Here is a 23,835-nt window from a genome sequence, read left to right as displayed (position 1 = left end):
GTTCTAGTCTTGTGCCTACGGCACCGCGACCAGCGGCGGCGAACACGAGGGAGCCCAAGGTGAGCAGCGATCGGGACGGCGTCTACGTCGGCGACAACGCGGCGGCGGAGGACGACGACGACTGGTCCGACGCCCCCGACTACACTCCCCCGTCCTGGTACACGCAGGGCGAGGCGGCACCGGCGGCCGAGCCGCAGCCCGCGCCCGCCGCGACCGGTGAACCGCTGAGCCCCGCTGCGCCGATCCCCGCGCAGGCCGGGCCGGGCGGCGCGGCCGAGGCCCCGCCGGCGGCCGTACCTCCGGCCGTTGTGCCCGCCCCTGCCCCGGCCCCGGTGGACCAGGTGGCGCCGGTCGCCGCACCGGTGGCCGCCGCACCGCCGGCCACCGGCGAGCCGGCACCGGTTGCCCAGCCGGCACCGGCCCCCCAGCCGACGCCGTCCGCCGCGGGCGGTGCCCCGGGCGTGCCCGGTCACCCCGGTGCGCCCGCCTGGCCGGGCGCCGAGCAGCAGGCGTACCAGGCCGGCCCGCCGCAGAGCGGCGTCCCGGGTCAGCCCGGCGGCCAGCAGCCCGCCACCGCACAGCCCGCGCAGGCGTACCCCGCCGCCTACCCCCCTGGCGGGTACCCGCCCCACCTGCAGCAGGGTCAGCCGGTACCGCCCGTGCAGCAGCAGCCGGTCCCGGAGGCCGTGCCGCCGGGCGTGCCGGGCGCTCCGGCGGTCGGCGCGCCGTGGGGCCAGCCGCCGGCGGTCGCGCAGCACCCCGCCACCGCTCAGCCCGGCGTGCCGCAGGCGGGTCCGGTCGACCCGCGCCAGGGCGGCTGGCCGCACTCCGGCCCGGCCGCGCCCGGACCCACCGCGGGCCAGCAGCCCTACCCCGCGCCGGTGGCCTACCCGCACCAGCAGGCCGTGCCGCAGGCGCCCGCCGCCTTCCAGCAGCCCGGCGGCCAGCAGCCGACCGCGCAGGGTGCCCCGCTCGGCTACACCGCGGCCGTGGAGCTCTCCTCCGACCGGCTGCTGCGCAACCAGCCCAAGCAGCAGCGCCAGGCGCCGCGGCTGAAGTTCGGCGGCAAGGCCGCGCAGGCCGAGCGCGAGCGCAAGCTGGGGATCATCCGCACCCCGGTGCTGAGCTGCTACCGGATCGCCGTGATCAGCCTCAAGGGCGGCGTCGGCAAGACCACGACCACCACCTCGCTCGGGGCCACGCTGGCCAGCGAGCGCCAGGACAAGGTGATCGCGATCGACGCCAACCCCGACGCCGGCACCCTGGGCCGCCGGATCAAGCGGCAGACCGGGGCGACCATCCGCGACCTGGTGACGGCCATCCCGCACCTGCGCAGTTACATGGACATCCGCCAGTACACCTCGCAGGACCTCAACAGCGGCCTGGAGATCCTGGCGAACGACGTCGACCCGGCGGTCTCCACCACCTTCAACGACTCCGACTACCGCCAGGTGATCGACGTGCTGGGCCGCCAGTACCCGATCATCCTGACCGACTCCGGCACCGGCCTGCTGTACAGCGCGATGCGCGGAGTGCTCGACCTGGCCGATCAGCTGATCATCGTCGCGACCCCGAGCGTGGACGGCGCCAGCAGCGCCAGCACCACCCTCGACTGGCTCTCCGCACACGGCTACGCCGATCTCGTCCAGCGCAGCATCACCGTGGTCTCCGGGGTCCGCGAGACCAGCAAGATGATCCGGATCGAGGACATCGTCGCGCACTTCCAGACCCGCTGCCGCGGCGTCGTGGTGGTGCCGTTCGACGAGAGCCTGGCGGCCGGGGCCGAGGTCAACCTGGACATGATGCGGCCCAAGGTCCGTGAGGCCTACTTCGATCTGGCCACCCTGGTCGGCGAGGACATCATCCGGGCCCAGCAGGCCGCGGCGAACGGCGGCTGGCAGCAACAGCAGCAGGCGCCCGGCGCGCCGCAGCAGGGGTGGCCCGGCCAGCCCGGACCGGCCCAGCAGCCGTACGGTGCCCCCGGGCCGGAGGCCGGTCAGCCCTGGGGCGCGCCGCAGGGCGGCGGCCCGGCCGGCGGGCAGCCCTGGGCGCCGCAGCCCGGCCAGCAGGGGTACGGCTACCCGGCGCCGGGCGGCCCGCAGGCGGCCCCGCCGCAGGGGTACGGCTACCCGCCGGCACCCGGGCCGGTCAACCCCGGGCAGCAGCAGCCGGGCCCGTGGCCCCCGGCCGCGCCGCAGCCCGGCCCCACCGATCCGGCGCAGCAGCCCCCGCAGCCCGGCTACGGCTACCCGCCGCCACCGCCCCAGCAGTGACCGCACGCGACTGCGCCCGCCCCCGGAGTCCGGGGGCGGGCGCAGTAGCGTCGCGGTGACGGCTCGTCACTCCGTCGCGGTCAGCTCCCTGGCCTGCTTCACGTCGGCGGCCATCCGGTCGAGCAGCGCCTCGACGGTGTCGAACTTCTCCATCCCGCGCAGGAAGGCGAGGAAGTCGACGGCCACGTGCAGCCCGTACAGGTCCAGGCCGACCCGGTCGATCGCGTAGGCCTCGACGGTGCGGTGGGTGCCGTCGAAGGTGGGGTTGGTGCCCACCGAGATGGCCGCCGGCATCCGCTCGCCGTCGGCCGTCAGCCAGCCCGCGTACACCCCGTCGGCCGGGACGGCGCTGTGCGGCACCACGTCCACGTTGGCGGTCGGGTAGCCCAGGTCGCGCCCGCGCTGCGCGCCGCGCACCACGATGCCCTCGACCCGGTGCGGCCGGCCGAGCACCTCGGCCACCGCGCCCATCTCACCGGCCGCGACCAGCCGGCGGGCCAGCGTGGAGGAGAACGGCTCGCCGCCGCCGGCCGCACCGCGCACCTGGAGGTCGACCACCTCGACCTCGAAGTCGGCCTGCTGCCCCAGCTCGGCCAGCAGCGCGACGTTGCCGGCCGCCTTGTGCCCGAACCGGAAGTTCGGCCCCTCGATCACCAGCCGCGCGTGCAGCGCGTCCACCAGCACCTGCTGGACGAAGGCCTGCGGCGACTCCTTGGAGAACTCCGCGGTGAACGGCAGCACCAGCACCGCGTCCACGCCGAGGGTCGCCATCAGCTCGGCCCGGCGCGGGTGCGGGGCCAGCAGCGGCGGGTGGCTGCCGGGGCGCACCACCTCGCTCGGGTGCGGGTCGAAGGTCACCACGACGGCCTTGGCGCCCAGCTCACGCGCCCGGGCGACCGCCCGGTTGATGATCAGCTGGTGCCCCAGGTGCACCCCGTCGAACGAGCCGATGGTGACGACGCTGCGTCCCCAGTCGCCGGGAATCTCCTCCAGGCCACGCCAGCGCTGCACCCTGACCGCTCCTCTTCTCAACAGCTCAAACCCGAACCCCTATAGCGTGCCATGCGCCGCTCCGCGCTCCGGCACCGGAACACCCGCTGCGCGCGGCAGCGCGGCGATGACCGGCCGCACGGCCGTACGCTCGGCCTCGGCCGCCGCGTACTGCGGGTCGCGGCCCTGCGCGAGCAGCACGCGCATCCGGGCCAGCAGCGGACCGCCGGCGGGCGGGTGCGAGTCGGCGGGCCACTCCGCGAGCAACTGGGCGAAGTCGGCGGCCCGGCCCGCGCAGCCCACCAGCAGGGCGTCCCAGCGCTCCGGGCCGCCGGTGCCCTGGGCCCAGGCGTCGGCGATCCGGCGCACCATGGCCCGGGCCCGCTGCGGGTCCTGGCGGGCGGTGGTGTTGGCCAGCCGCTCCAGGGCGGGGGCCAGCACCGCCGGATCCCGCTCGGTGACCAGCAGCCGGTCCAGGAACTCGCCGCGCAGCAGCTCACCGGCCGCCGGGCCCGGCGCCGGCCCGTCCGCGTGCGCATCCGCCCGGGCCGCCGGTGCCGCGGCCCCCGGGGTGGCCAGCACCAGCGCGAAGGCCCGCCGGACCGGCGCCGGCCGCTCGCCTGGCGGCGCGCCCAGCAGCGCGGTGAGGTCGCCCCGGGCGGCCGTCCCCAGCGCGAGCCGCCGGTTGAGGTACTCGGCCACCAGCTCGGCCCGCTCGGGCCGGGCCCGCAGCAGCCGCCCGGCCAGCCGGGTGGCCGGGTCGGGCAGCGAACCCGGGGCCGCCACCGCGCCGGCCCCGGGCGCGGCGTCCGCGAGCACCCGCAGCACGGCGGCAGCGGAGCCGCCGGGCAGCGCCAGCCGCGCCTCGAACGCGTCGAGCACGGCGGCCGCGTCGGTGGCCAGCGCCACCGCGAGGGCTGCCGGCGGAACGAACGGATCGTCGGCCGCGTACGCGCGCAGCGCGCCTGCCAGATGGCGGGCGCGGGTGACCGGATCGCGGACCAGCAGCGCGAGGGCGGCGCCGTGCAGGCCCGGCTCCGCCTCCCGGGCGAGCAGGGTCAGTGCGGCGTGGCGCAGCAGCTCGACCCCCGCGCCGGTGGCGTACGGCGCGGTGCGCAGCGCGTGCACGGCGGCGGCCACGTGGCGCTCGGGACGCGGGTCGTGGCTCCAGCGGTCGACCGCGCGGCAGAGCGCGGAGGGCTCCTCCACGGCGAGCACGGTCAGCAGTGCGTCGGCGCGCGGGTGCGCGACCGCCACCAGGGCCTCCGTCAACTCGTCGACGGCGAGGGCCCGGTGGGCGTAGAGCAGGTCGTGGGCGAGGTCGGCGACGGTACCGCCGGGGCGGGCCGGCAGCCCGTGGCCGTCCTCGAACCAGCGGCACAGCAGGGGGAAGGCCCACGCCCCCGAGGCGGCGAGGCGGGCGGCGGCCGAGGCGAGGAAGCCCTGCTCGGGGCCGTCCGCCCGGCTGAGCGTGCGCAGCAGCGCCCAGTGGCAGTCGGCGGGCAGCGCGAGGGAGTCCCAGAACTCCGGCCCGAACCGGGCCAGTTCGACGGGCGCCGGGCCGTCCGGCGCTCCCCGGCCCAGGGCCGCGAAGCCGCCGGCGCTCGCGGCGGCCTGCGCGATCCGCTGCGCCATCCGCTGGAGCAGCTCCTGGTGCGCCGCCGGCTCGGGGCTGGCGCGCAGCGCGGTGACCAGCAGGCGGGCCGCCCACCAGCGCCGCTCCCGGTCGAGCTCCGCCGTCGGGGCCGTCGCGCCGGCCGGGCCTTCGGGCGCCCCCGCGGCGCTCAGCGCGTCCCAGAGCCGGTGCAGCCAAGGGTCCAGCCCCGCCGCTCCCCGGCTCTCCCCGAGGGCGCGCAGCGCCGCCTCCACCGCGCCGACCCGGTGCCGGGGCATCGGGCGCCGCACGCCGCCTTCCTCGCCGTCGGCCAGCAGCAGCCGCAGCGCGGCGTCCAGGTCCAGATGGGTGCCCTGCAGCCAGTCCGCCAGCTTCGCGTGGGCCAGCCAGTAGCCGTCACCGGCCGGGACGAAGAGCCCCTCGCCCAGCACCGCGCGGGCCCAGCCGCCGGGCGGGAAGAGCTCCTCGAACGCGGACCGCCCCAGGCCGCCCTGGCCCGCGCCGAGCATCCGGCGGGCGGCCTCGTGCACCCGCCCGGCCACCACGGCAGCCAGCCGGCGCACCCGCCCCGGCGCGACGAGCGGTGCGGCTGCCCGCAGCGCACTCCCCTTGCGGTGCGAGGCGGGCCGGTCCCCCTCCCGGGCCAAGTGCTCGGCGATCCGCAGGCAGCGCAGGTCGAGCCAGCCCTGGCAGAGCTCGGCCGCGCTCGCCCCCGCCGGATCCACCCCCGCGGCCCGCAGCTCCCCCGCCATCCGGAGCAGCAGCGGGTCCACCGCCCGCTGCGTCCAGACTCCCTGGGCCGTCGTCAGTCCGTAGTGCTGGACGGCGAGTTCCAGCGCCGCACCGGACCATGGGCGCAGCCGGTGCAGCCGCACCGACTCGGGGCCGCCGCCGAGCCCGGCGCTGCCCACGAGCCCGGCCTCGACCTGCGGCCCGTACCGCTCCCAGCTCTCCGGCCGGCAGGCCACCAGCAGCCGCACCCGGGCGGCCACCAGCCACTCGATCGTCGCCGCCCACCAGGCGGCGCCGAGCACCCCGGGCGCCTCCTCGGGCCCGTCGAGCACCACCAGCAGCGGGCGCCCGGCGGCCGCGCAGACCTGGGCCACCGCCGCCTCGTCGACCGGTGCGGCCGACCGCGCCTGCTCCCGTTCCCGCGTGGCGAGAGCGGCCAGCGCACGGCCCAGGGGCGCTCGCAGGCAGCGGTCGGTGGCCCGCAGATCCGCACCGCGCAGCCAGAGGGTGGGCAGCGGCCGGGCGCCCGCCGACCGGCGCACCGCGAGGGCCGCCAGCTCGGTGCTCGCGCCGCTGCCGGGCTCACCGACCAGGACGGTCAGCACCGCCGCCGGCTCCTCGCCGGCCAGGCCGTCCGCGCGCTCCACCCGCTCCGCGGCCAGCTCGCCGATCCGCCCCGGGCCGGCGCAGGCCGCCGCCAGCTGGCGGACGGTCAGCCCGAGGGCGCCGCCCAGGTTGAGCGAGTGGCCGTAGGCCGGTGCGGCCACCGCGTTGCGGGCGAGCAGGTCGACGAGGGCCGGCGGACCCAGCGAGCGGGCGGTGGCGAGCGGGATCGCGCCGGTCAGCCCGTCCGGCAGCCCGCGCAGGCCCGGCGCCAGCAGGCCGAGCACCACCCGGGTGACGGGGTCCAGCACCGGCAGGCCGGGAACCGGTGCGAGGCCCGGCGGCAGTTCGAGCAGCAGCACCCCGGCCAGCACCCGGGCCGGCGCCGCTCCCGCGGTCAGCGCGGCCGCCGTGCCGTGCAGCACGCCCGTCACGGCGGGCGCCCCGGGGACGAGGACGTGCTCCCCCGGCTCGGCGAGCGGCCCGGTCGCGGGCTGCGGCCCGGCCTCGGCCACCGGCAGCGGCCCTCCCGAGGCCTCCGGGCCGTCCCGCGCCACCGTCAGCCAGGCCAGGCCCAGTTCGGGACAGCGCGTCAGCGTCCCCGTCCCGACCTCGTGCCAGGTTCCGGCGGCCGTGCGGACCCGCAGGCCCGCGCCGTCGGCCGGCTGCTCGGCGACCACCTCGTCGGCGGTCAGCACCGTGCCGCGTGCATCGGCCCAGAACCCGTAGCCGAGCGGGCGCCCGGCGTCCGTGCTGATCGCGACCAGCGCCCCGTCCGGGTCCGCCGGCCCGCCGCCCCGCAGATCACCCGCCATCGTGCTGCCCTCCCCGGCGGCCCCGGTGGGCACCCGTTCGGGCCCGTCACCGCTGCCGTGCTCGCCGCGAGGAGCCTGCCCGGGTGGTGGGCCGAGCGACCCCGGCCACACCGTTCACCACGGGCTTTCACCTCGCGCGCTCGCCCGTTCGGGTGAGCACAGCCTGGGCATGCGCAGACCGGGCAAGCGCAGAGGCGGGTGAGCCCAGCAGGGCTCCGGCGTCTCCGGCGTCAGCCGACGAAGACCGCCACCGGCTTGGCCTGCCCGCCCTGCTCCTCCACCAGGGCGAGGAACTGCTCGCCCGGCCCGAAGACCGCGATCGGCCCGTCCACCCCGAGCCCCGGCGCGGGCAGCCGCACACCCGTCGACAGCCGGCGCGCGTCCTCCTCGCCGACGTCCCAGCGCGGGAAGGCGGCAGCCGCGGCCTCGCCGATCGGCAGCACCGTGAGCTGCTCCTCCAACTGCTCCAGGGTGTGCGCCGACTCCACCGAGTACGGCCCGACCTTGGTGCGGCGCAGCGCCGTCAGGTGACCGCCGACGCCCAGCGCGCCGCCCAGGTCGCGGGCCAGCGCCCGGATGTACGTCCCGGAGGAGCACTCCACGGTGACGTCCAGGTCGAGCACCGGCGTGCCGTCCTCGGCCACCGCCTCGCGCAGCTCGTGGACGGTGAACGAGTGCACGGTGGTCGGCCGGGCCGGCAGCTCGAAGTCCTCGCCCTCCCGCACCCGGTGGTAGGAGCGCTTGCCGTCGATCTTGATCGCGCTGACCTTGGACGGCACCTGCATGATCTCGCCGGTCAGCACCGCGATCTGCTCGTCGATCGCCTCCCGGGAGACCGCACCGGCCGGCACCGAGGCGGTGACCTCGCCCTCCCGGTCGTCGGTGATGGTGGTCTGGCCGAGCCGGATGGTCGCCTCGTAGGTCTTGGCGGTGAGCATCAGGTGCCCGAGCAGCCGGGTGGCGCGCTCGACGCCGATCACCAGCACTCCGGTGGCCATCGGGTCCAGGGTGCCGGCGTGGCCGACCTTCCGGGTCCCGGCGAGCCGGCGCAGCCGGGCGACCACGCCGTGCGAGGTGATGCCTTCGGGCTTGTCCACGATGACCAGGCCGTCGGGGCCGGTGCTCTTGCGCTTCATCAGTTCTTTCTCTGCACAGTTTGCCAACCATGGTTGCGGGGCCCCGCAACGCCTGCGGACCCCGTGTGACGCACCCGGCCGGTACGGCCCGGCCGGTGCGCCGCGCCGTGCCGCGCCGCCTCAGCGCACCGCCCGCGCCAGCGCCGCCCGGAACCGGGCCACCGCGCCCGGCGCGTCCCCCCGCACCGAGAAGCCGGCCGCGAACGCGTGCCCGCCGCCGCCCAGCTCGCCGCAGGCCGCGGCGACGTCGACCGCGCCCTTGGCGCGGCAGGAGCCGCGCAGCGTCCCGTCGGGATCCTGCTTGAGCACCAGCGCGACCTCCGCCTCGGCGGGCTTGCGCAGCACGTCGATCAGGCCCTCGATCTCCTCCACCGGAACGCTGAACAGTGCCAGGTCCTGGTAGGGCACCCAGGTCCACACCAGTCCCAGCCCGCCCGCGGCCTCGGGCTCGTAGACCGCGCGGTCCAGCGCGGCGGCCAGCACCTTGAGGTAGCCGAACGAGGTGGTGTCCCAGAGCTGGCGGGAGATCAGGTCCTGCCGGATCCCGGTGGCCAGCAGCCGCCCGGCCAGCTCATGGGTGGCCGGTGTGGTGCCGGCGTACTTGAACGAGCCGGTGTCGGTGGCCACCCCGGTGTACAGGCAGGTGGCGATGGACTGGTCCAGCCGGACCCCGAGCCGCCGCAGCAGTTCGTCGACCAGCACCGCGGTGGCCGGCGCGCTCGGATCGATGATCCGGTGGCTGCCGAAGCCGGGATTGGAGGCGTGGTGGTCCAGCACCACCAGGTGCCGCGCGGCGAACGCCTTCTCCCGCAGCAGCCCGAGCCGCCCCTCGGAGGCGACGTCGAAGCAGAGCACCAGCTCCGGCCGGTCCGGCACCTCGGCGGCCGGCACGATCAGCTCCTGACCGGGCAGGAAGGAGAGCGACTCCGCGATCACCTGCGGGTCGTCACCGAAGGAGACCCGCACCCGGTGGCCGAGCGCGCGCAGGCCGAGTCCGGCCGCCAGGGCCGAGCCGAGCGCGTCACCGTCGGGGGTGATGTGGCAGATCAGGTCGATCACCGGGCTCTGCTCGACGAGGGCCACGATCCGCCGCCACTCCCGCTCGAAGCCGAGCGGTGTCTCCTCGCGAGGCGCCGGAAGCACCGCGAGGGCGTCCTCCACCGGATGGGTGGAGAACGCCCTCGCCGAACCGGCCGCCGCCGGCTCACCTGCCATGACTACTCGTCCTCGTCCGCGTCGTCGCGCTCGGCGGCCCGCTTGTACGGGTCGGCGTCACCGGCGTACTGCGCGCCGGCCGCGGCGGAACGCACCGCCGCGTCGGAGCTGCGGACCCGGTCCAGCAGGTCGTCGATGGTGCGCGCGGTGTCCGGCAGCGCGTCCGCGACGAAGGTCAGCGACGGGGTGAAGCGCACCCCGGTCTGCTTGCCGACCTCGGAGCGGAGCACGCCCTTGGCACTCTCCAGCGCAGCCGCCGTCGCCTCCCGCTCGGTCTCGTCGCCGAAGACCGTGTAGAAGACGGTGGCCTCCCGCAGGTCGCCGGTGACGCGGGTGTCGGTGATGGTCACGAAGCCCAGGCGCGGGTCCTTGATCCGCCGTTCCAGGGTCTCCGCGACGACCACCTGGATTCGGTCGGCGAGCTTGCGCGCCCTTGCGGTGTCGGTCACGTTGCCTCCTCGTGCAGTGGGCACGGTACGTGGCGCGCCGCAGCGCCCCGCGGGGCCCACGCCCCAACGTACCGGCCCGCGCCCAGCCTTGTGGGCGCTCTCGGTCCTCGTCGGTGTGATGGTGGCGACTTCCCGGGGTCGGTCGTCGGCCATCCGCCGCTCTCAATCATCGTCGTCGCCGTAGTAACGCCTGCGGGCAGCCAGCAGCTGCACCTCGGGGCGGCCGGCGACCAGCCGCTCGCAACTGTCCAGGATCTCGGTGACAAAACGGTGCTCGCCGGAGACCACCGCCAGGCCGATCTCGGCCCGGCGGTGCAGATCCTGGTTTCCGACTTCCGCGGCGCAGACGCTGTACTTGCGCTGCAGTTCGGCCACGATGGGCCGCACGATCGAGCGCTTCTCCTTGAGCGAGTGGACGTCGCCCAGGAGCAGGTCGAAGGTGAGTGTTCCCACGAACATGTGTGACAGGTCTCGCCGACCTGGGGGCCTCGTAGGACCCCCGTGCGATCACGGGGGCTGATGCCGAGGACCCTACACAGCGAGACCGGGGCCGGTCGACGGGAATTCCCGCCGACCGGCCCCGGCTACCGAGCAGCCTTAGGAGCGCGGCTTCTCGCGCATCTCGAAGGTCTCGATGACGTCGTCCACCTTGATGTCGTTGAACGACCCCAGGGTGACACCGGCCTCGAAGCCCTCGCGGACCTCGGTCGCGTCGTCCTTGAAGCGGCGCAGACCCTCGATGGTGAGGCTCTCCGCCACGACCTTGCCGTCGCGGATGAGGCGGGCCTTGGCGTTGCGGCGCAGCAGGCCCTCGCGGACGATGACACCCGCGATGTTGCCGAACTTGGAGCTGCGGAAGACCTCGCGGATCTCCGCGGAGCCGAGGCGCACCTCCTCGTACTCCGGCTTGAGCAGGCCCTTGAGCGCCGCCTCGATCTCCTCGATCGCCTGGTAGATGACCGAGTAGTACCGGACGTCGACGCCCTCGCGCTCGGCCGCCGTGCGAGCACGGCCCTCGGCGCGGACGTTGAAGCCGATGATGATGGCGTCCGAGCCCATCGCCAGGTCCACGTCGGACTCGGTGATCGCACCCACACCGCGGTGCAGGATGCGCAGCTCGACCTCGTCGCCCACGTCCAGCTTGACCAGCGCGTCCTCAAGGGCCTCCACCGAACCGGAGACGTCACCCTTGATGATCAGGTTGAGCTGCTGGATGCCGCCGGCCGCGATCGCCTGGTCCAGGTTCTCCAGGGAGATCCGCAGCGGACGCTTGGCGAACATGGCGTTGCGGTCACGGGCCGAGCGCTTCTCGGCGATCTGGCGCGCGGTGCGGTCGTCGTCGACAACGATGAAGCTGTCGCCGGCGCGCGGCACCGAGGTCAGACCGAGCAGCAGAACCGGACGGGACGGGCCCGCCTCGGCGACGTTCTTGCCGTTCTCGTCCAGCATGGCGCGGACGCGGCCGTGGGCGTCACCGACGGCGATCGAGTCACCGACGCGGAGCGTACCGCGCTGGACCAGGACGGTCGCCATGGCGCCGCGACCCTTGTCCAGGTGCGCCTCGATGGCGATACCCTGCGCGTCCTGCTCAGGGTTGGCCCGCAGGTCCAGCGAGGCGTCCGCGGTCAGGACCACGGCCTCCAGCAGCTGGTCGATGTTCAGGCCCTGGCGCGCGGAGATGTCGACGAACATCGTGTCGCCGCCGTACTCCTCGGCCACCAGACCGAACTCGGTCAGCTGACCGCGGACCTTGGTCGGGTCGGCACCCTCGACGTCGATCTTGTTGACCGCGACCACGATCGGCACACCGGCGGCCTTGGCGTGGTTGAGCGCCTCGACCGTCTGCGGCATGACACCGTCGTTGGCCGCGACCACCAGGATCGCGATGTCGGTGGACTTGGCACCACGGGCACGCATGGCGGAGAAGGCCTCGTGACCGGGGGTGTCGAGGAAGGTGATCTTGCGCTCCTCCCCGTTCACCTCCGCCGACACCTGGTACGCACCGATGTGCTGGGTGATGCCACCGGCCTCGCCGGCCACCACGTTGCTCTTGCGGATCGCGTCGAGCAGGCGGGTCTTACCGTGGTCGACGTGACCCATGACGGTCACCACCGGCGGACGCGGCATGAGCTCGTCCTCGTCGCCCTCGTCGGCACCGAACTCGATGTCGAAGGACTCCAGCAGCTCACGGTCCTCGTCGTCCCGGCTGACGATCTCCAGGATGAAGCCCATCTCGCCGGCCAGCAGCTCGAGGGTGGCGTCCGCGACCGACTGGGTCGCGGTGACCATCTCACCGAGGTTGAACATCACCGAGACGAGCGCGGCCGGGTTGGCGTTGATCTTCTCCGCGAAGTCCATCAGCGAGGCACCGCGCGACAGGCGGACGGTCTGTCCGTTGCCGCGGGGCAGCATCACACCGCCGACGGACGGGGCCTGCATGGCCTCGTACTCCTGGCGACGCTGACGCTTCGACTTGCGGCCACGGGCCGGACGACCGCCCGGGCCACGACCGAAGGCACCCTGCGTGCCACCACGGGCACCCGGGCCGCCGGGACGGCCGCCGAAGCCACCGGGACGGGCACCGCCGCCACCGAAGCCGCCACCACCGGCACCGCCACCCGGACGGGGGCCGCCGAAGCCGCCGCCACCGGCCGGACGCGAGCCCGGACCGGCCGGACGACCGGCGAAGCCGGGACGGGCGCCGCCACCGGCACCCGGGCCGCCAGGACGACCGCCGGGGCCACCGGGGCCACGGCCGCCGGGGCCCGGACGCGGGCCGGTGCCCGGGCCGGGACGCTGCGGCATCATGCCGGGGTTCGGACGGGGCATGCCGGACGGGCTCGGCCCGCCGGGACGCGGACCGGCCGGACGGGGCATCCCGTCGGGACGCGGCGCACCGGCGCCGGGGGCACCGGCGGGACGCGGACGGTCGCCGCCCGGACGCTGCGGGCGGTCGCCCGGAGCACCGGCGGGACGCGGACGGTCGCCACCGGGACGCTGCGGGCGGTCGCCCGGAGCACCGGCGGGACGCGGACGGTCGCCACCGGGACGCGGGGCACCGGCGCCGGGGGCACCGGCCGGACGCGGGCGGTCGCCCTGCGCACCCTGACGGCGCTCGCCGGGACGCGCCATGCCGGTCGCGCTGCCCGAGGTGAAGGGGTTGTTGCCCGGACGCGGACCCGCGGGACGCGGGCCGGGACGGGCGCCACTGCCGGCCGCGGAGCCGCTGGGACGCGGAGCCGGGGCGGGAGCGGCGGGACGCTCGGCGGCCTCGCCACCGGCCGGAGCCGGCGAGGAGAACTCGGCCGCCGGAGCAGCCGGAGCGGCGGGACGCGCCGCCGGGCGCGGGCCCGGGGTCGGGGCGCCGGCCGGACGCGGTGCGGCTGCCGGGGCGGGGGCCGCCGGAGCAGCCGGGGCCGCCGCCGCAGCGGGGGTCGGACGGGGGCCGGGGGTCGCGGCGGGGCGCGGACCCGGCGTGGGGGCTCCCGGCTTGGGTGCGGCCGAGGCGGCACCGCCGGGGGTGGGCGCCGCGGGCTTCCGCGGGCCAGGCTTAGCGGAGGAACCACCGGAGGGCGGCGTCGCTCCCAAAGCGTCAGTCAACTTGCGCACAACCGGCGCCTCGATCGTCGAGGACGCCGAACGGACGAACTCACCGAGCTCGGTGAGCTTGGCCATGACGGCCTTGCTCTCCAAGCCAAGCTCCTTGGCGAGTTCGTATACCCGGACCTTAGCCACTTCGCTCCTGTCTATAAGTCCGGGGTAGTTGTCCGCCGGACCGTCGCTACTTCATGGGCGTACTCATCGCGTACTCATCGAGTGCTCATCGCAATCTCGACCTACTTCCATCTCGCGAGGTACCTGACTGGTGGCGCGGTGCACCGAGGTGCGCGCGCCGTGCTCTGTACGGTGGTTCTCCCCCGTGTCCACGGGGGTGGTGCCCTGCGCTCCGACCGGGGCCCAAGCCTTGCTGGTCAGGGCGCCGCAACACTGTTCGCCCGGGCCTCGAGCCACTCCCGCAGCGCTTCCGTGTCGAGCGTCTCCTGGAGCCGGAAGGCCCTCGGGAACGCCCGGCGGCGGACCGCCAGGTCGAGACAGGCCGGATCGGGGTGCAGATACGCGCCCCGGCCGGGCAGCGAACCCTGAGGATCGGGGACGCAGCCGCCCTCGATCGCCCTGATTCGCAACAGCTCTTGCTTGGCCGCTCGCTTGCGGCAGCCCACGCAGGTGCGTTCAGGGCATGCGCGGACACGCGTCCGGCCGGACACCATCAAGTCTACCCCTCCGCAGGGACTGACCGCGGCCCCGTCGATCAGGACGGGGCCGCTGCACGTGATTGACAACACCGCTACTCGGCGGCGGATTCCCCGCCAGGCTCGGCACCGGCGGTCTCGGTGTCCGGGCGGATGTCGATCCGCCAGCCGGTCAGACGGGCGGCCAGGCGGGCGTTCTGCCCCTCCTTGCCGATCGCCAGCGACAGCTGGTAGTCGGGCACGATCACCCGGGCGGAGCGCTGGGCGTAGTCCACGATCTCGACCTTCGTCACCCGCGCGGGCGACAGGGCGCTGGCCACCATCTCGGCCGGGTCCTCGGACCAGTCCACGATGTCGATCTTCTCGCCGTGCAGCTCGGCCATCACGTTGCGCACCCGGCCGCCCATCGGGCCGATGCAGGCGCCCTTGGCGTTCAGGCCGGCCCGGCGCGAGAAGACGGCGATCTTGGTGCGGTGACCGGCCTCACGGGCGATCGCCGCGATCTCGACGCTGCCGTCGGCGATCTCCGGGACCTCCAGCGCGAAGAGCTTGCGCACCAGGTTGGGGTGGGTGCGCGAGAGCGTCACCGAGGCGCCGCGCACACCGCGGCGCACCGCCACCACGTAGCTGCGCAGCCGGGTGCCGTGCTTGTACTCCTCGCCGGGGACCTGCTCCTGCGGGGGCAGGATGGCCTCCAGCTTGCCGATGTCGACCAGCACGTTCTTCGGGTCGCTGCCCTGCTGGACGACACCGGTGACGATGTCGCCCTCCTTGCCCGCGTACTCGCCGAAGGTCTGGTCGTCGGCGGCGTCCCGCAGACGCTGCAGGATCACCTGCTTGGCCGTGCTGGCGGCGATCCGGCCGAAGCCGCTCGGGGTGTCGTCGAACTCCTTGGGCTCGACGCCCTCCTCCAGCTCGCTCGCGTCCTCAAGCGCCCACACGGTCACATGGCCGGTCTTGCGGTTCAGCTCGACGCGGGCGCGGCGGCGCGAGCCCTCGGTCCGGTGGTACGCGATGAGGAGCGCCGACTCGATCGACTCGACCAACAGGTCGAACGGGATGTTCTTCTCGGTCACCAGCCCACGCAGGGCACTCATGTCGATGTCCACGGCTACGCCTCCTCTGCTCTGCTCTTCTTACTCACTGCTCGTCGCGGTCGGCGTGCGCGTCGGCTTCGGTGCCGTCGCCCTCCGCGGACTCCGCGTCGTCCGTCTCCTCGAGCTCCGCGTCGTCGGCGAGCAGCTGCTCGTCCTCCTTGCGGTTGAACTCCACCTGGATCCGGGCCTTGGCGACCTCGGTGAACTCCAGACGGCGCTCCTTGGCGCGGCCACGGCCCTTGACCGGCTGCACCTCGACCAGCGCGCCGTCCTCGTCGCCCGACAGGATGCGGGCGACGATCTCGCCGCCCTCGACGAGCTGGACCTTCACCAGGCGGCCGGTGTTGCGGCGCCAGTGGCGGGGCTCGGTGAGCGGGCGGTCGACGCCCGGGGAACCGACCTCCAGCAGGTACGCGGCGCTGCCCATCAGGTCGCTCTCGTCGAGCGCCTGACCCACCTCGCGGCTGAACTCGGCGATCGCGTCCAGATCCACACCGCCGTCCGCGTCCACGTCGATCTGCACCTGGCGGCGGCTGCCTGCCTGGGTCACCTTGACTTCCTCAAGGTCCAGACCGGCGCGCTCGGCCAGCGGTGCCAACAGGGCACGCAACCGATCGGTGGGGGTGGTGCTCATCCGGGTGACTCCTCGGCCGCGTCTGCTGTTGTCAGAAGGTCGTAACTCGACCCAAAGCCTATCGGGTCGACCCCCGAACCGCCGATTCCGACCAGGCCGGGCGCCGGGACGGGAGCCCGCGGCAGCGCGGGGGCGCGCCCCCGCGCTCGGCGGCGCGGCGGCGGACGGTACGGTCGAGCGGGGCGGGCACAACTCTTTCACCTGACGGATACGCGCTGGTTCCCACATCAGTCATGGCCGCGGGGGCGTTCGGCGACTTCCCGCACGAACCTCCTGGAGCGCGTCGATGCAGTCCCCCAGCCGACGGACCTTCCTGGCCTCCGGGGCCCTGGCCGTCGCCGGGCTCCTGACCGCCTGCACCTCCTCGGGCGGCAGGTCCGACGGGTCCGGCGGACCGGGTCGCGGGAGTGCCAAGCCCGACCCCGACCTGGCGCTGCGCACCAAGGCGGTCGCCGCCACCGACGCGCTGCTCGCCCAGTACGCGTCCGTCACGGGGGCCGGCGGCGGATCCGGCTCGCCGGTGGCCCAGTTGCGCACCGAGGTGGCGGCCCAGCGGTCCGCGCTGGCCGCCGGGCTGCCGGCCGGCGCCGCCTCGCCCTCCGGCAGCGCCGCTGCCGCCCCGCCCGGTTCGTCCGCCCCGGGTGCCGGCGCATCGGCCGGCGGCGCATCGGGCGGCCCCGGTACGCCGACCGGCCAGGCGGCGCTGGCCGCAGCCGAGTGGAGCACCGCGCAGGCCCGGCTGACCGACCTGGCAGCCGCCTCCCCCGAGCTGGCCCGGCTGCTGGCCTCGGTCTCGGCGGCGGGCGCACTGCACGCGGTCGAGCTGGGCAACCAGGCCCCCTTCGCGGCGAGTGCGCCGCCGTCGGCCTCCCCCGCCGACCCCCCGTCCGCGGGCGGTTCCCCGGGCACCGCGGGCGGCGTGCCGTCGGGCACCGCCTCCCCCGGGGTCGCCGCGTCCGACAAGGCCTCAGCCGGTGCCGCCACACCCGGTGCCGGCTCGGCGGCCCTCCCCGCCGGAGCGGTCACGGCGCTCCAGGCGGCACTGGCCGGCGAGCACAGCGCCGTCTACGCCTTCGGGGTGATCGCGGCCAGGATCGCGCCCGGCGCCAAGCGCGACGACGCCCGCTCCTGCTACGCCGCCCACCAGGCCCGCCGGGACGCCTGGCAGCGCCTGCTGACCGGCGCCGGCGCGAACCCGACCGCGGCTGCACCCGGCTACCAGCTCCCGTTCGCCGTCACCGACGCCGGCTCGGCCGCCCGGCTGGCCGCCGAGATCGAGACCCGGCTGACGGCCGTCTACGCCGATCTGGTGGCGGCCGGCTCCGGTGCGCTGCGGCTGGACGCGGCCACCGCGCTGCGTGCCTGCACCCTGCAGGCCAACCACTGGGGCGCCACTCCCGGGGCACTGCCCGGCCTGCCCGCCCCGGCCTCCGGCGCGGCGTCGGGCCCGCCGCCGAGCCGCTGACCAGCGCGGCTCCCCGGTCACGAGCAGCGCTGGGCGGACAATGGACGGGTAGCACCAGGGGGAGTCGAAGCGGAAGGCCAGCATGTCGCCAGCAGCAGGGAAGTGCACCGTACCGGACCGACTGCGGATGAGCGTGCTGGCCCGTCAGGGCGAGGCCGGCGCCGCCTGGCTGACGGCGCTGCCGGAGCGCGTCGCCCGCCAGCTGGAGCGCTGGGAGCTGACCCTGGACCGGGTCGCCGAGCCCGGCGGCCGGCTCAGCCTGATCGGCTACGTGCGGCGCGCGGACAACACGCCCGCGGTGCTCAAGGCCGGCCTGGTCACCGCCGAGACCGCCCAGGAGCCCGCCGCACTCGCCCACTGGGCCGGCCGTGGCGCGGTGCTGCTGCTGGACGCCGACCCGCCCGAGGGCTTCCTGCTGCTGGAACGCCTGCACGGGGAGATCCCGCTGCGCTCGCTGGCCGAGGCGAAGGCGATGCTGGAGGCCTGCGGCCTGCTCCAGCGGCTGTGGAGCGACCCCGGCCCGCAGCACCCGTTCGGCTCGGTGGCCGAGCATGTCGCCGTCCGGTCCAGCTGGATGGCCGAACATCCGGCGCTGGCAGCGGAGTTGGACGCCGGCCCGCTGCTGGAGGCGGCGCTGCGCACCGCCGCCGAGCTGCTGGGCTCCAGCGAGGAGACCTTCCTGCTGCACGGCGACTTCCACCACGGCAATGTGATGGCCGCCGACCGTGCGCCCTGGCTGGCCATCGACCCGCAACCGCTGGTCGGCGAACGCGCCTTCGACCTGGCCTGGCTGGCCCAGGACCGCAAGGAGACGCTGGCCGCCGCGCCCGGCCCCGAGGCCGCGGTGCGCAGGCGCCTGCACCAGCTGTCCGAGGCGGTGGAGGTGGACCTGGAGCGGCTGCGCGGCTGGGCGCTCTTCCGCAGCGTCGCGGCCGGCCTCGCCTCGCTGGCGGCCGGCGACCGGGCGGGGGCCGAGCTCTACCTGGAGTTCGCGGGGCGGCTGTAGGTCAGGCCCGGCCGGCCGCGTCGGTCCGGTCCAGCAGCGGCAGCCGGGCGCCCATCACGGCGTACGGCCGGTCGGTGTTGGGGAACCGCACCGCGCGGGCCAGGTCGCGGTAGCCCAGCGAGCGGTAGAGCCGGCGGGCGGGGGTCTCGGCGTCGATCGCCGACAGGATGCTGCGCGGCAGGCCGGAGCGCTCGCACAGGCTGCGGATCAAGGTGCTGCCCAGGCCCTGCCCCTGGTACTCGGGCAGCACGTGCAGTTCGGTGACGGCGAAGACGCCGTCCAGCCAGTCGCCGTGCCCGCGGGCCTCCAGGTAGGGCTCGATCACCGTGCTCCACCAGTGCTCGCGCAGGTTGGGCATGCCGTAGCCGAAGCCGACCAGCCGGCCCGCGCGCAGCGCGCCGAGCGCGATCACCCCGGGCTGCAGGGCGTGCCGCCCCACGATGTGCAGCCGCACCGCGATCTCCGAAGGCGACAGCCCGAAGGCCGCCGCCTGCACCTCCAGCGCGTACGGCGCCCAGGCCGCCAGGTCGATCGGCTGGACGGTCACCTCGGTCAGCTGCTCCATGGCCGGGAGGTTACTCCCTCCCAGCGATCACCGAGGCGAACACCGCAGACTCGTGGGCAGCAGCCGGGCTGCCTCAGAAGAGCACCGACATGAAGGCCCCGACCTCGCGGAAGCCGACCCGGTGGTAGGCGGCCCTGGCCGGCAGGTTGTAGTCGTTGACGTAGAGGCTGACCACCGGGGCGACCTCGCGCAGCGCGATCTCCAGGACGGCGGCCATGCCGCTCTCGGAGAGCCGCCGGCCGCGGTGCGCCGGCGCGACCCAGACCCCCTGGATCTGGCAGGCCCCCTCGGTCACCGCACCGATCTCGGCCTTGAAGACCACTTCGCCCTGCTCCGAGATCCGTGCGAACGAGCGGCCGCCGCTCACCAGTTCGGCCACCCGGGCCTGGTAGAGCAGACCGCCGTCACCGGCCAGCGGGGAGACCCCGACCTCCTCGGTGAACATCGCCACGCAGGCCGGCATCAGCAAGTCGATCTCGTCCTTGCGGACCCGCCGCACCAGCGGGTCGGGCGCGACCTCGGCGGCGGGCTCGGTGGTGGCCAGCAGCGGCTGACGGGCCCGCACCTCGCGGGCCGGGCCCCAGCTGGGCTGCAGCAGCTCCCAGAGCGCGGCCGTCGGCCCTGCGGGGCCGACGATCGAGGAGCAGCGCCGCCCCTGGCGGCGGGCCCGCTCGGCGAAGGCCCGCACGGCCTGCGGTCCGGCGTTGATCGGCACCAGGTTGGCCCCGGCGTAGCAGAGCGACGCAAGGCGCCCGTCCGGGCCGAACCAGCCCCACATCTCGCCGCCGAGCCGCCACGGGTCGAGGCCGACCGCCTCGACCCGGGTGGCCACGAAGGCGTTGGCGACCGGGTCCCGGCGCAGCACCTCCAGGGTGTCGGCGAGATCGGGACCCTCCAGCACCCGAGTCGACTCACCCGGCCTGCGGCCGGGCGGACCCCCATGACCGCGGGCGGCCTGCTTCGCGCCGGGGAGCATCACACCTCGATCGAGCACAGCGCCTCATCCACCGTCATTCGGCGGCGATCACGGTGGGGGCACCGGAGGCGACGCCGTCGGCCTGCATCTGCTCGGCCAGCTTGAGGGCCTCCTCGATCAGGGTCTCGACGATCTTCGACTCGGGCACGGTCTTGATCACCTCGCCCTTCACGAAGATCTGCCCCTTGCCGTTGCCCGAGGCCACCCCCAGATCCGCCTCGCGCGCCTCACCCGGACCGTTCACCACACAGCCCATCACCGCCACCCGCAGCGGCACCTCCATGCCCTCGAGCCCGGCGGTGACCTCCTCCGCGAGCTTGTACACATCCACCTGCGCCCGACCGCACGACGGACACGAAACGATCTCCAACCCGCGCTGACGCAGGTTCAACGACTCCAGGATCTGGATCCCGACCTTGATCTCCTCCACCGGCGGCGCCGACAGCGAGACCCGGATCGTGTCCCCGATCCCCTCCGCCAGCAGCGCACCGAACGCCACCGCCGACTTGATCGTCCCCTGGAACGCCGGACCCGCCTCCGTCACACCCAGGTGCAGCGGATAGTCGCACGCCGCCGCCAACTGCCGGTACGCATTGATCATCACCACCGGGTCGTTGTGCTTCACCGAGATCTTGATGTCCCGGAAGTCGTGCTCCTCGAACAGCGAGCACTCCCACAACGCCGACTCCACCAACGCCTCCGGCGTCGCCTTGCCGTACTTCTCCAGCAGCCGCTTGTCCAGCGAACCCGCGTTCACACCGATCCGGATCGGCACACCCGCCGACTTCGCCGCCCGCGCGATCTCACCGACCTTGTCGTCGAAAGCCTTGATGTTGCCCGGGTTCACCCGCACCGCCGCACAACCCGCATCGATCGCCGCGAACACGTACTTCGGCTGGAAGTGGATGTCCGCGATCACCGGGATCTGCGACTTCCTCGCGATGATCGGCAGCGCGTCCGCGTCGTCCTGCGAGGGCACCGCCACCCGCACGATCTGACACCCCGAAGCGGTCAGCTGCGCGATCTGCTGCAGCGTCGCGTTCACGTCCGAGGTCAGCGTCGTGGTCATCGACTGCACCGACACCGGCGCGTCACCACCGACCGGAACGTTGCCGACCATGATCTGACGCGAGACGCGGCGGGTGGCGAGCGGCTTGAGCGGCAGGGACGGAATACCGAGCGAGATCGCGGTCATGTGCGCAGGGTTCCCCGGAGTAGAGGTGACGGACGCCGGGTGCGCAGTCGCGCACCCGGCGTCCAACGGTACGGCACCCCGGGGGGCGCGCACGCACACCCCCTGAGCGGGGCTAGCTGATCTTCACCGGGTTGATCACGTCGGCGATCAGCACCAGCAGCGTGAAGCCGATGAAGATGCTGGCCACCACGTAGGCCAGCGGCATCAGCTTGGCCACGTCGAACGGTCCGGGGTCGGGCCGCTTGAAGAGCTTGGCGGCGCGCCGGCGGACCGACTCCCACACCGCCCCGGCCACGTGCCCGCCGTCCAGCGGCAGCAGCGGCAGCATGTTGAACAGGAAGAGCGAGAGGTTGATCCCGGCCAGCAGGTTGACCATGAAGGCGATCCGCTGCGAGGCCGGCATGTGCAGCGCGAAGACCTCGCCACCGACCCGGGCCGCCCCGACCATGCCGACCGGGGAGTCGGCCTGGCGCGGGGTGCCCTTGACCACCGAGTCCCACAGCGGCGGGATCTTGCCGGGCAGTGCCACCAGCGAGTGGACGCCGGTGTCGGCCATGTCGGACATCTTGCTGAGGCTCTCGCCGAAGCCCAGCTGGACCACGCCGGTGGTCGGGCTGATGCCGAGGAAGCCGGCCGTCACCGGCTTGGCGCCCGGCACCGGGTCGCCGTACTTGTCGAGCTTGGCGAGCTGGTTCTGGGTGATCTGCGCGGTCAGCGTCAGCTGCTGGCCGCCGCGCTTGACCACGATCGGCACGGTCCTGCCGTAGGAGTCGCGGATGTCCGAGGAGAGCTGCTGGTAGCTGTGGATCGCCTGGCCGTCGAAGGAGACGATGCTGTCGCCCGCCTTCAGCCCGGCCGCCGCGGCCGGCGAGGGGGGCGCGTCCTTGCTGCAGGTGTCGCTCGCCTGGGTGGCCGGCACCACGCACTGCGAGACCGAGCCGACGATCGGCAGCGACTTGGGCACGCCGAAGCCCATCATGGTGATCAGGAAGAGCGCGAACGCCAGGATCAGGTTCATGAAGGGCCCGGCGAACATCACGATGATCCGCTGCCAGGGCTTGCGGGTGTAGAAGAGCCGGTTGTCGTCGCCCGGCTGCAGCTCCTCGTAGGAGGCCTCGCGGGCGTCCTCGATCATCGAGCGCCAGGGCGAGCTGCTGCGCTTGGTGATCTTCCCGTCGGCCCCCGGCGGGAACATCCCGATCATCCGGATGTACCCGCCCAGCGGGATCGCCTTGAAGCCGTACTCGGTCTCGCCCTTCTTGCGGGACCAGACGGTCGGCCCGAAGCCGACCATGTACTGCGGCACCCGGATCTTGAAGAGCTTGGCCGTCGACAGGTGGCCCAGCTCGTGCCAGGCGATCGAGAAGAGCAGCCCGACGAAAAAGACCACGATGCCCAGCACCGTCATCACTGCAGTCACCGCTGGTCCTCCGTCACATCGCTCCCATTACCGGCCCCGGCGCGCAGCGTAACGCCCGGTTCTTAACCCGCCGCCAGCTCCCGGGCCCTGGCCCGCGCCCAGCCCTCCGCTTCCAGGACGTCCTCGATCGTCAGGGAAGTTCCCCGACCGGCGCCGTCGTGCTCGGCGACCACCTTGGCGACCGTGTCGACGATCGCGGTGAAGGCGAGCGAGCCGTGCAGGAAGGCGTCCACGCACTCCTCGTTGGCCGCGTTGAAGACGGCCGGCGCCGTTCCGCCGAGCGTACCCACCTCACGGGCCAGCGCCACCGCCGGGAAGGCCTCGTCGTCCAGCGGGAAGAACTCCCAGGTGGCGGCCTTGGTCCAGTCGCAGCCGGGGGCCGCGTCCGGGATCCGCTCGGGCCAGCCGAGGCCGAGCGCGATCGGCATCCGCATGTCCGGCGGGCTGGCCTGGGCCAGCGTTGACCCGTCCGTGAACTCCACCATCGAGTGGACCACCGACTGCGGATGCACCACCACGTCGATGCGCTCGAAGGGGATGTCGTAGAGCAGGTGCGCCTCGATCACCTCCAGGCCCTTGTTGACCAGGGTGGCCGAGTTGATCGTCACCACCGGGCCCATCGCCCAGGTCGGGTGGGCCAGCGCGTCCTTCGGGGTGACCCCGGCCAACTGCTCACGGGTACGGCCGCGGAACGGGCCGCCGCTCGCGGTGACCACCAGGCGGCGCACCTCGCGCGGGGTGCCGGCGCTCAGCGCCTGGAAGAGCGCGGCGTGCTCGGAGTCGACCGGCACGATCTGCCCCGGCGCGGCCACCGCCTTGACCAGCGGGCCGCCGACGATCAGCGACTCCTTGTTCGCCAGCACCAGCACCCGCCCGGCGCGCAGCGCGGCCAGCGTCGGCGCCAGGCCGATCGAACCGGTGATGCCGTTCAGCACCGAGTGGCAGGGCAGCTGGGCCAGCTCGGTGGCAGCGTCCGGGCCGGCCAGCACGGTCGGCAGCGGACGCCCGGCGGCCCGCTCGGCCAGTGCGGCGCGCAGCGCCGGCTCGGCCTCGGGACGGGCCACCGCCACGGTGTGCACGCCCAGCCGCAGGGCCTGCTCGGCGAGCAGCTCGACCTGCCCGCCGGCCGCGGAGAGCGCGACCACCTTGAACCGGTCCGGGTTGCGGAGCACGATGTCGATGGCCTGGGTGCCGATCGAGCCGGTGGAGCCGAGCAGGACCAGCTCCCGTGGGCCTGACGGGTCGTCGACGACCGGAGTGAAGCGCAGCTGCGGGTGGGCGAGCGAGTTCATGGGCTCCATTGTGGCGTGCCGCCGCGCACCGGCCTACCGCTGCCCCGCACCCGATCCGGACGGCGCTACGGCCGCGCCCCCGGCTCCACGCGGGAGCCGGGGGCGCG

18 protein-coding genes are annotated in these 23,835 nt (G+C 74.6%); 3 read left to right on the top strand and 15 right to left on the bottom strand.

Annotated features, from left to right (window positions below):
* The first annotated feature begins 59 nt into the window (after positions 1-59).
* On the top strand, positions 60-2,273 hold the full coding sequence (locus OG500_RS25560) for a nucleotide-binding protein (RefSeq protein ID WP_329583678.1): 2,214 nt from the start codon (positions 60-62) through the stop codon (positions 2,271-2,273).
* 66 nt (positions 2,274-2,339) lie between these two features.
* Here OG500_RS25560 and OG500_RS25555 read toward each other — a convergent pair whose 3' ends face one another.
* From OG500_RS25555 to rimP, 10 genes are all read right to left on the bottom strand, one after another.
* Positions 2,340-3,284, bottom strand: a complete 945-nt coding sequence (locus OG500_RS25555; RefSeq protein WP_327069153.1) for a bifunctional riboflavin kinase/FAD synthetase — start codon at positions 3,282-3,284, stop codon at positions 2,340-2,342.
* Positions 3,285-3,323: 39 nt separating this feature from the next.
* Positions 3,324-7,028 carry a serine protease gene (locus OG500_RS25550; protein ID WP_329583673.1) on the bottom strand — a complete coding sequence of 1,235 codons (3,705 nt, stop codon included), beginning with the start codon at positions 7,026-7,028 and terminating at the stop codon, positions 3,324-3,326.
* Positions 7,029-7,258: 230 nt separating this feature from the next.
* On the bottom strand, positions 7,259-8,164 hold the full coding sequence (truB, locus tag OG500_RS25545) for a tRNA pseudouridine(55) synthase TruB (RefSeq protein WP_327069151.1): 906 nt from the start codon (positions 8,162-8,164) through the stop codon (positions 7,259-7,261).
* A gap of 120 nt (positions 8,165-8,284) precedes the next feature.
* Positions 8,285-9,379: a DHH family phosphoesterase gene (locus OG500_RS25540; protein ID WP_327069150.1), complete on the bottom strand. Its 1,095-nt coding sequence runs from the start codon at positions 9,377-9,379 to the stop codon at positions 8,285-8,287.
* Between the two features lie 2 nt (positions 9,380-9,381).
* Positions 9,382-9,828, bottom strand: coding sequence for a 30S ribosome-binding factor RbfA (gene rbfA, locus OG500_RS25535; RefSeq protein WP_327069149.1), 447 nt, complete (start codon positions 9,826-9,828; stop codon positions 9,382-9,384).
* A 162-nt stretch (positions 9,829-9,990) separates the two neighbouring features.
* Positions 9,991-10,287 (bottom strand): DUF503 domain-containing protein, encoded by a 297-nt coding sequence (locus OG500_RS25530; protein WP_184935330.1) that lies wholly within the window; start codon positions 10,285-10,287, stop codon positions 9,991-9,993.
* Positions 10,288-10,425: 138 nt separating this feature from the next.
* A complete protein-coding gene (gene infB / locus OG500_RS25525) occupies positions 10,426-13,563 on the bottom strand; it encodes a translation initiation factor IF-2 (RefSeq protein WP_327069148.1) in 3,138 nt (1,045 codons plus the stop codon).
* 236 nt (positions 13,564-13,799) lie between these two features.
* Positions 13,800-14,093 carry a YlxR family protein gene (locus tag OG500_RS25520; RefSeq protein ID WP_329587738.1) on the bottom strand — a complete coding sequence of 98 codons (294 nt, stop codon included), beginning with the start codon at positions 14,091-14,093 and terminating at the stop codon, positions 13,800-13,802.
* Positions 14,094-14,173: 80 nt separating this feature from the next.
* Positions 14,174-15,187 carry a transcription termination factor NusA gene (gene nusA, locus OG500_RS25515; RefSeq protein ID WP_327069147.1) on the bottom strand — a complete coding sequence of 338 codons (1,014 nt, stop codon included), beginning with the start codon at positions 15,185-15,187 and terminating at the stop codon, positions 14,174-14,176.
* A gap of 31 nt (positions 15,188-15,218) precedes the next feature.
* Positions 15,219-15,809: a ribosome maturation factor RimP gene (gene rimP / locus OG500_RS25510; protein WP_327069146.1), complete on the bottom strand. Its 591-nt coding sequence runs from the start codon at positions 15,807-15,809 to the stop codon at positions 15,219-15,221.
* A 286-nt stretch (positions 15,810-16,095) separates the two neighbouring features.
* On the opposite strand from rimP, the gene OG500_RS25505 reads away from it, so the two are divergent.
* Positions 16,096-17,274 (top strand): ferritin-like domain-containing protein, encoded by a 1,179-nt coding sequence (locus OG500_RS25505; protein ID WP_329583664.1) that lies wholly within the window; start codon positions 16,096-16,098, stop codon positions 17,272-17,274.
* 82 nt (positions 17,275-17,356) lie between these two features.
* Entirely contained in the window at positions 17,357-18,280 is a 924-nt protein-coding gene (locus tag OG500_RS25500) for an aminoglycoside phosphotransferase family protein (protein ID WP_327069144.1), read from the top strand.
* 1 nt (position 18,281) lies between these two features.
* Here the strand turns inward: OG500_RS25500 and OG500_RS25495 are convergent, their stop codons facing one another.
* From OG500_RS25495 to dxr, 5 genes are all read right to left on the bottom strand, one after another.
* On the bottom strand, positions 18,282-18,845 hold the full coding sequence (locus OG500_RS25495) for a GNAT family N-acetyltransferase (RefSeq protein ID WP_327069143.1): 564 nt from the start codon (positions 18,843-18,845) through the stop codon (positions 18,282-18,284).
* A gap of 73 nt (positions 18,846-18,918) precedes the next feature.
* Positions 18,919-19,746 carry a GNAT family N-acetyltransferase gene (locus tag OG500_RS25490; protein WP_327069142.1) on the bottom strand — a complete coding sequence of 276 codons (828 nt, stop codon included), beginning with the start codon at positions 19,744-19,746 and terminating at the stop codon, positions 18,919-18,921.
* 109 nt (positions 19,747-19,855) lie between these two features.
* Complete coding sequence (gene ispG, locus OG500_RS25485; protein WP_327069141.1) at positions 19,856-21,016, bottom strand: flavodoxin-dependent (E)-4-hydroxy-3-methylbut-2-enyl-diphosphate synthase; 1,161 nt, start codon at positions 21,014-21,016, stop codon at positions 19,856-19,858.
* 112 nt (positions 21,017-21,128) lie between these two features.
* Positions 21,129-22,436 (bottom strand): M50 family metallopeptidase, encoded by a 1,308-nt coding sequence (locus tag OG500_RS25480; protein ID WP_327069140.1) that lies wholly within the window; start codon positions 22,434-22,436, stop codon positions 21,129-21,131.
* Between the two features lie 62 nt (positions 22,437-22,498).
* Positions 22,499-23,728, bottom strand: coding sequence for a 1-deoxy-D-xylulose-5-phosphate reductoisomerase (gene dxr / locus OG500_RS25475; RefSeq protein WP_327069139.1), 1,230 nt, complete (start codon positions 23,726-23,728; stop codon positions 22,499-22,501).
* Positions 23,729-23,835: the final 107 nt, after the last annotated feature.

The sequence above is a fragment of the Kitasatospora sp. NBC_01250 genome (assembly GCF_036226465.1).
Lineage (GTDB): Bacteria > Actinomycetota > Actinomycetes > Streptomycetales > Streptomycetaceae > Kitasatospora.
Note: the sequence above shows the minus strand (reverse complement) of the source record. Positions and strands in the feature narration are given on the sequence as shown.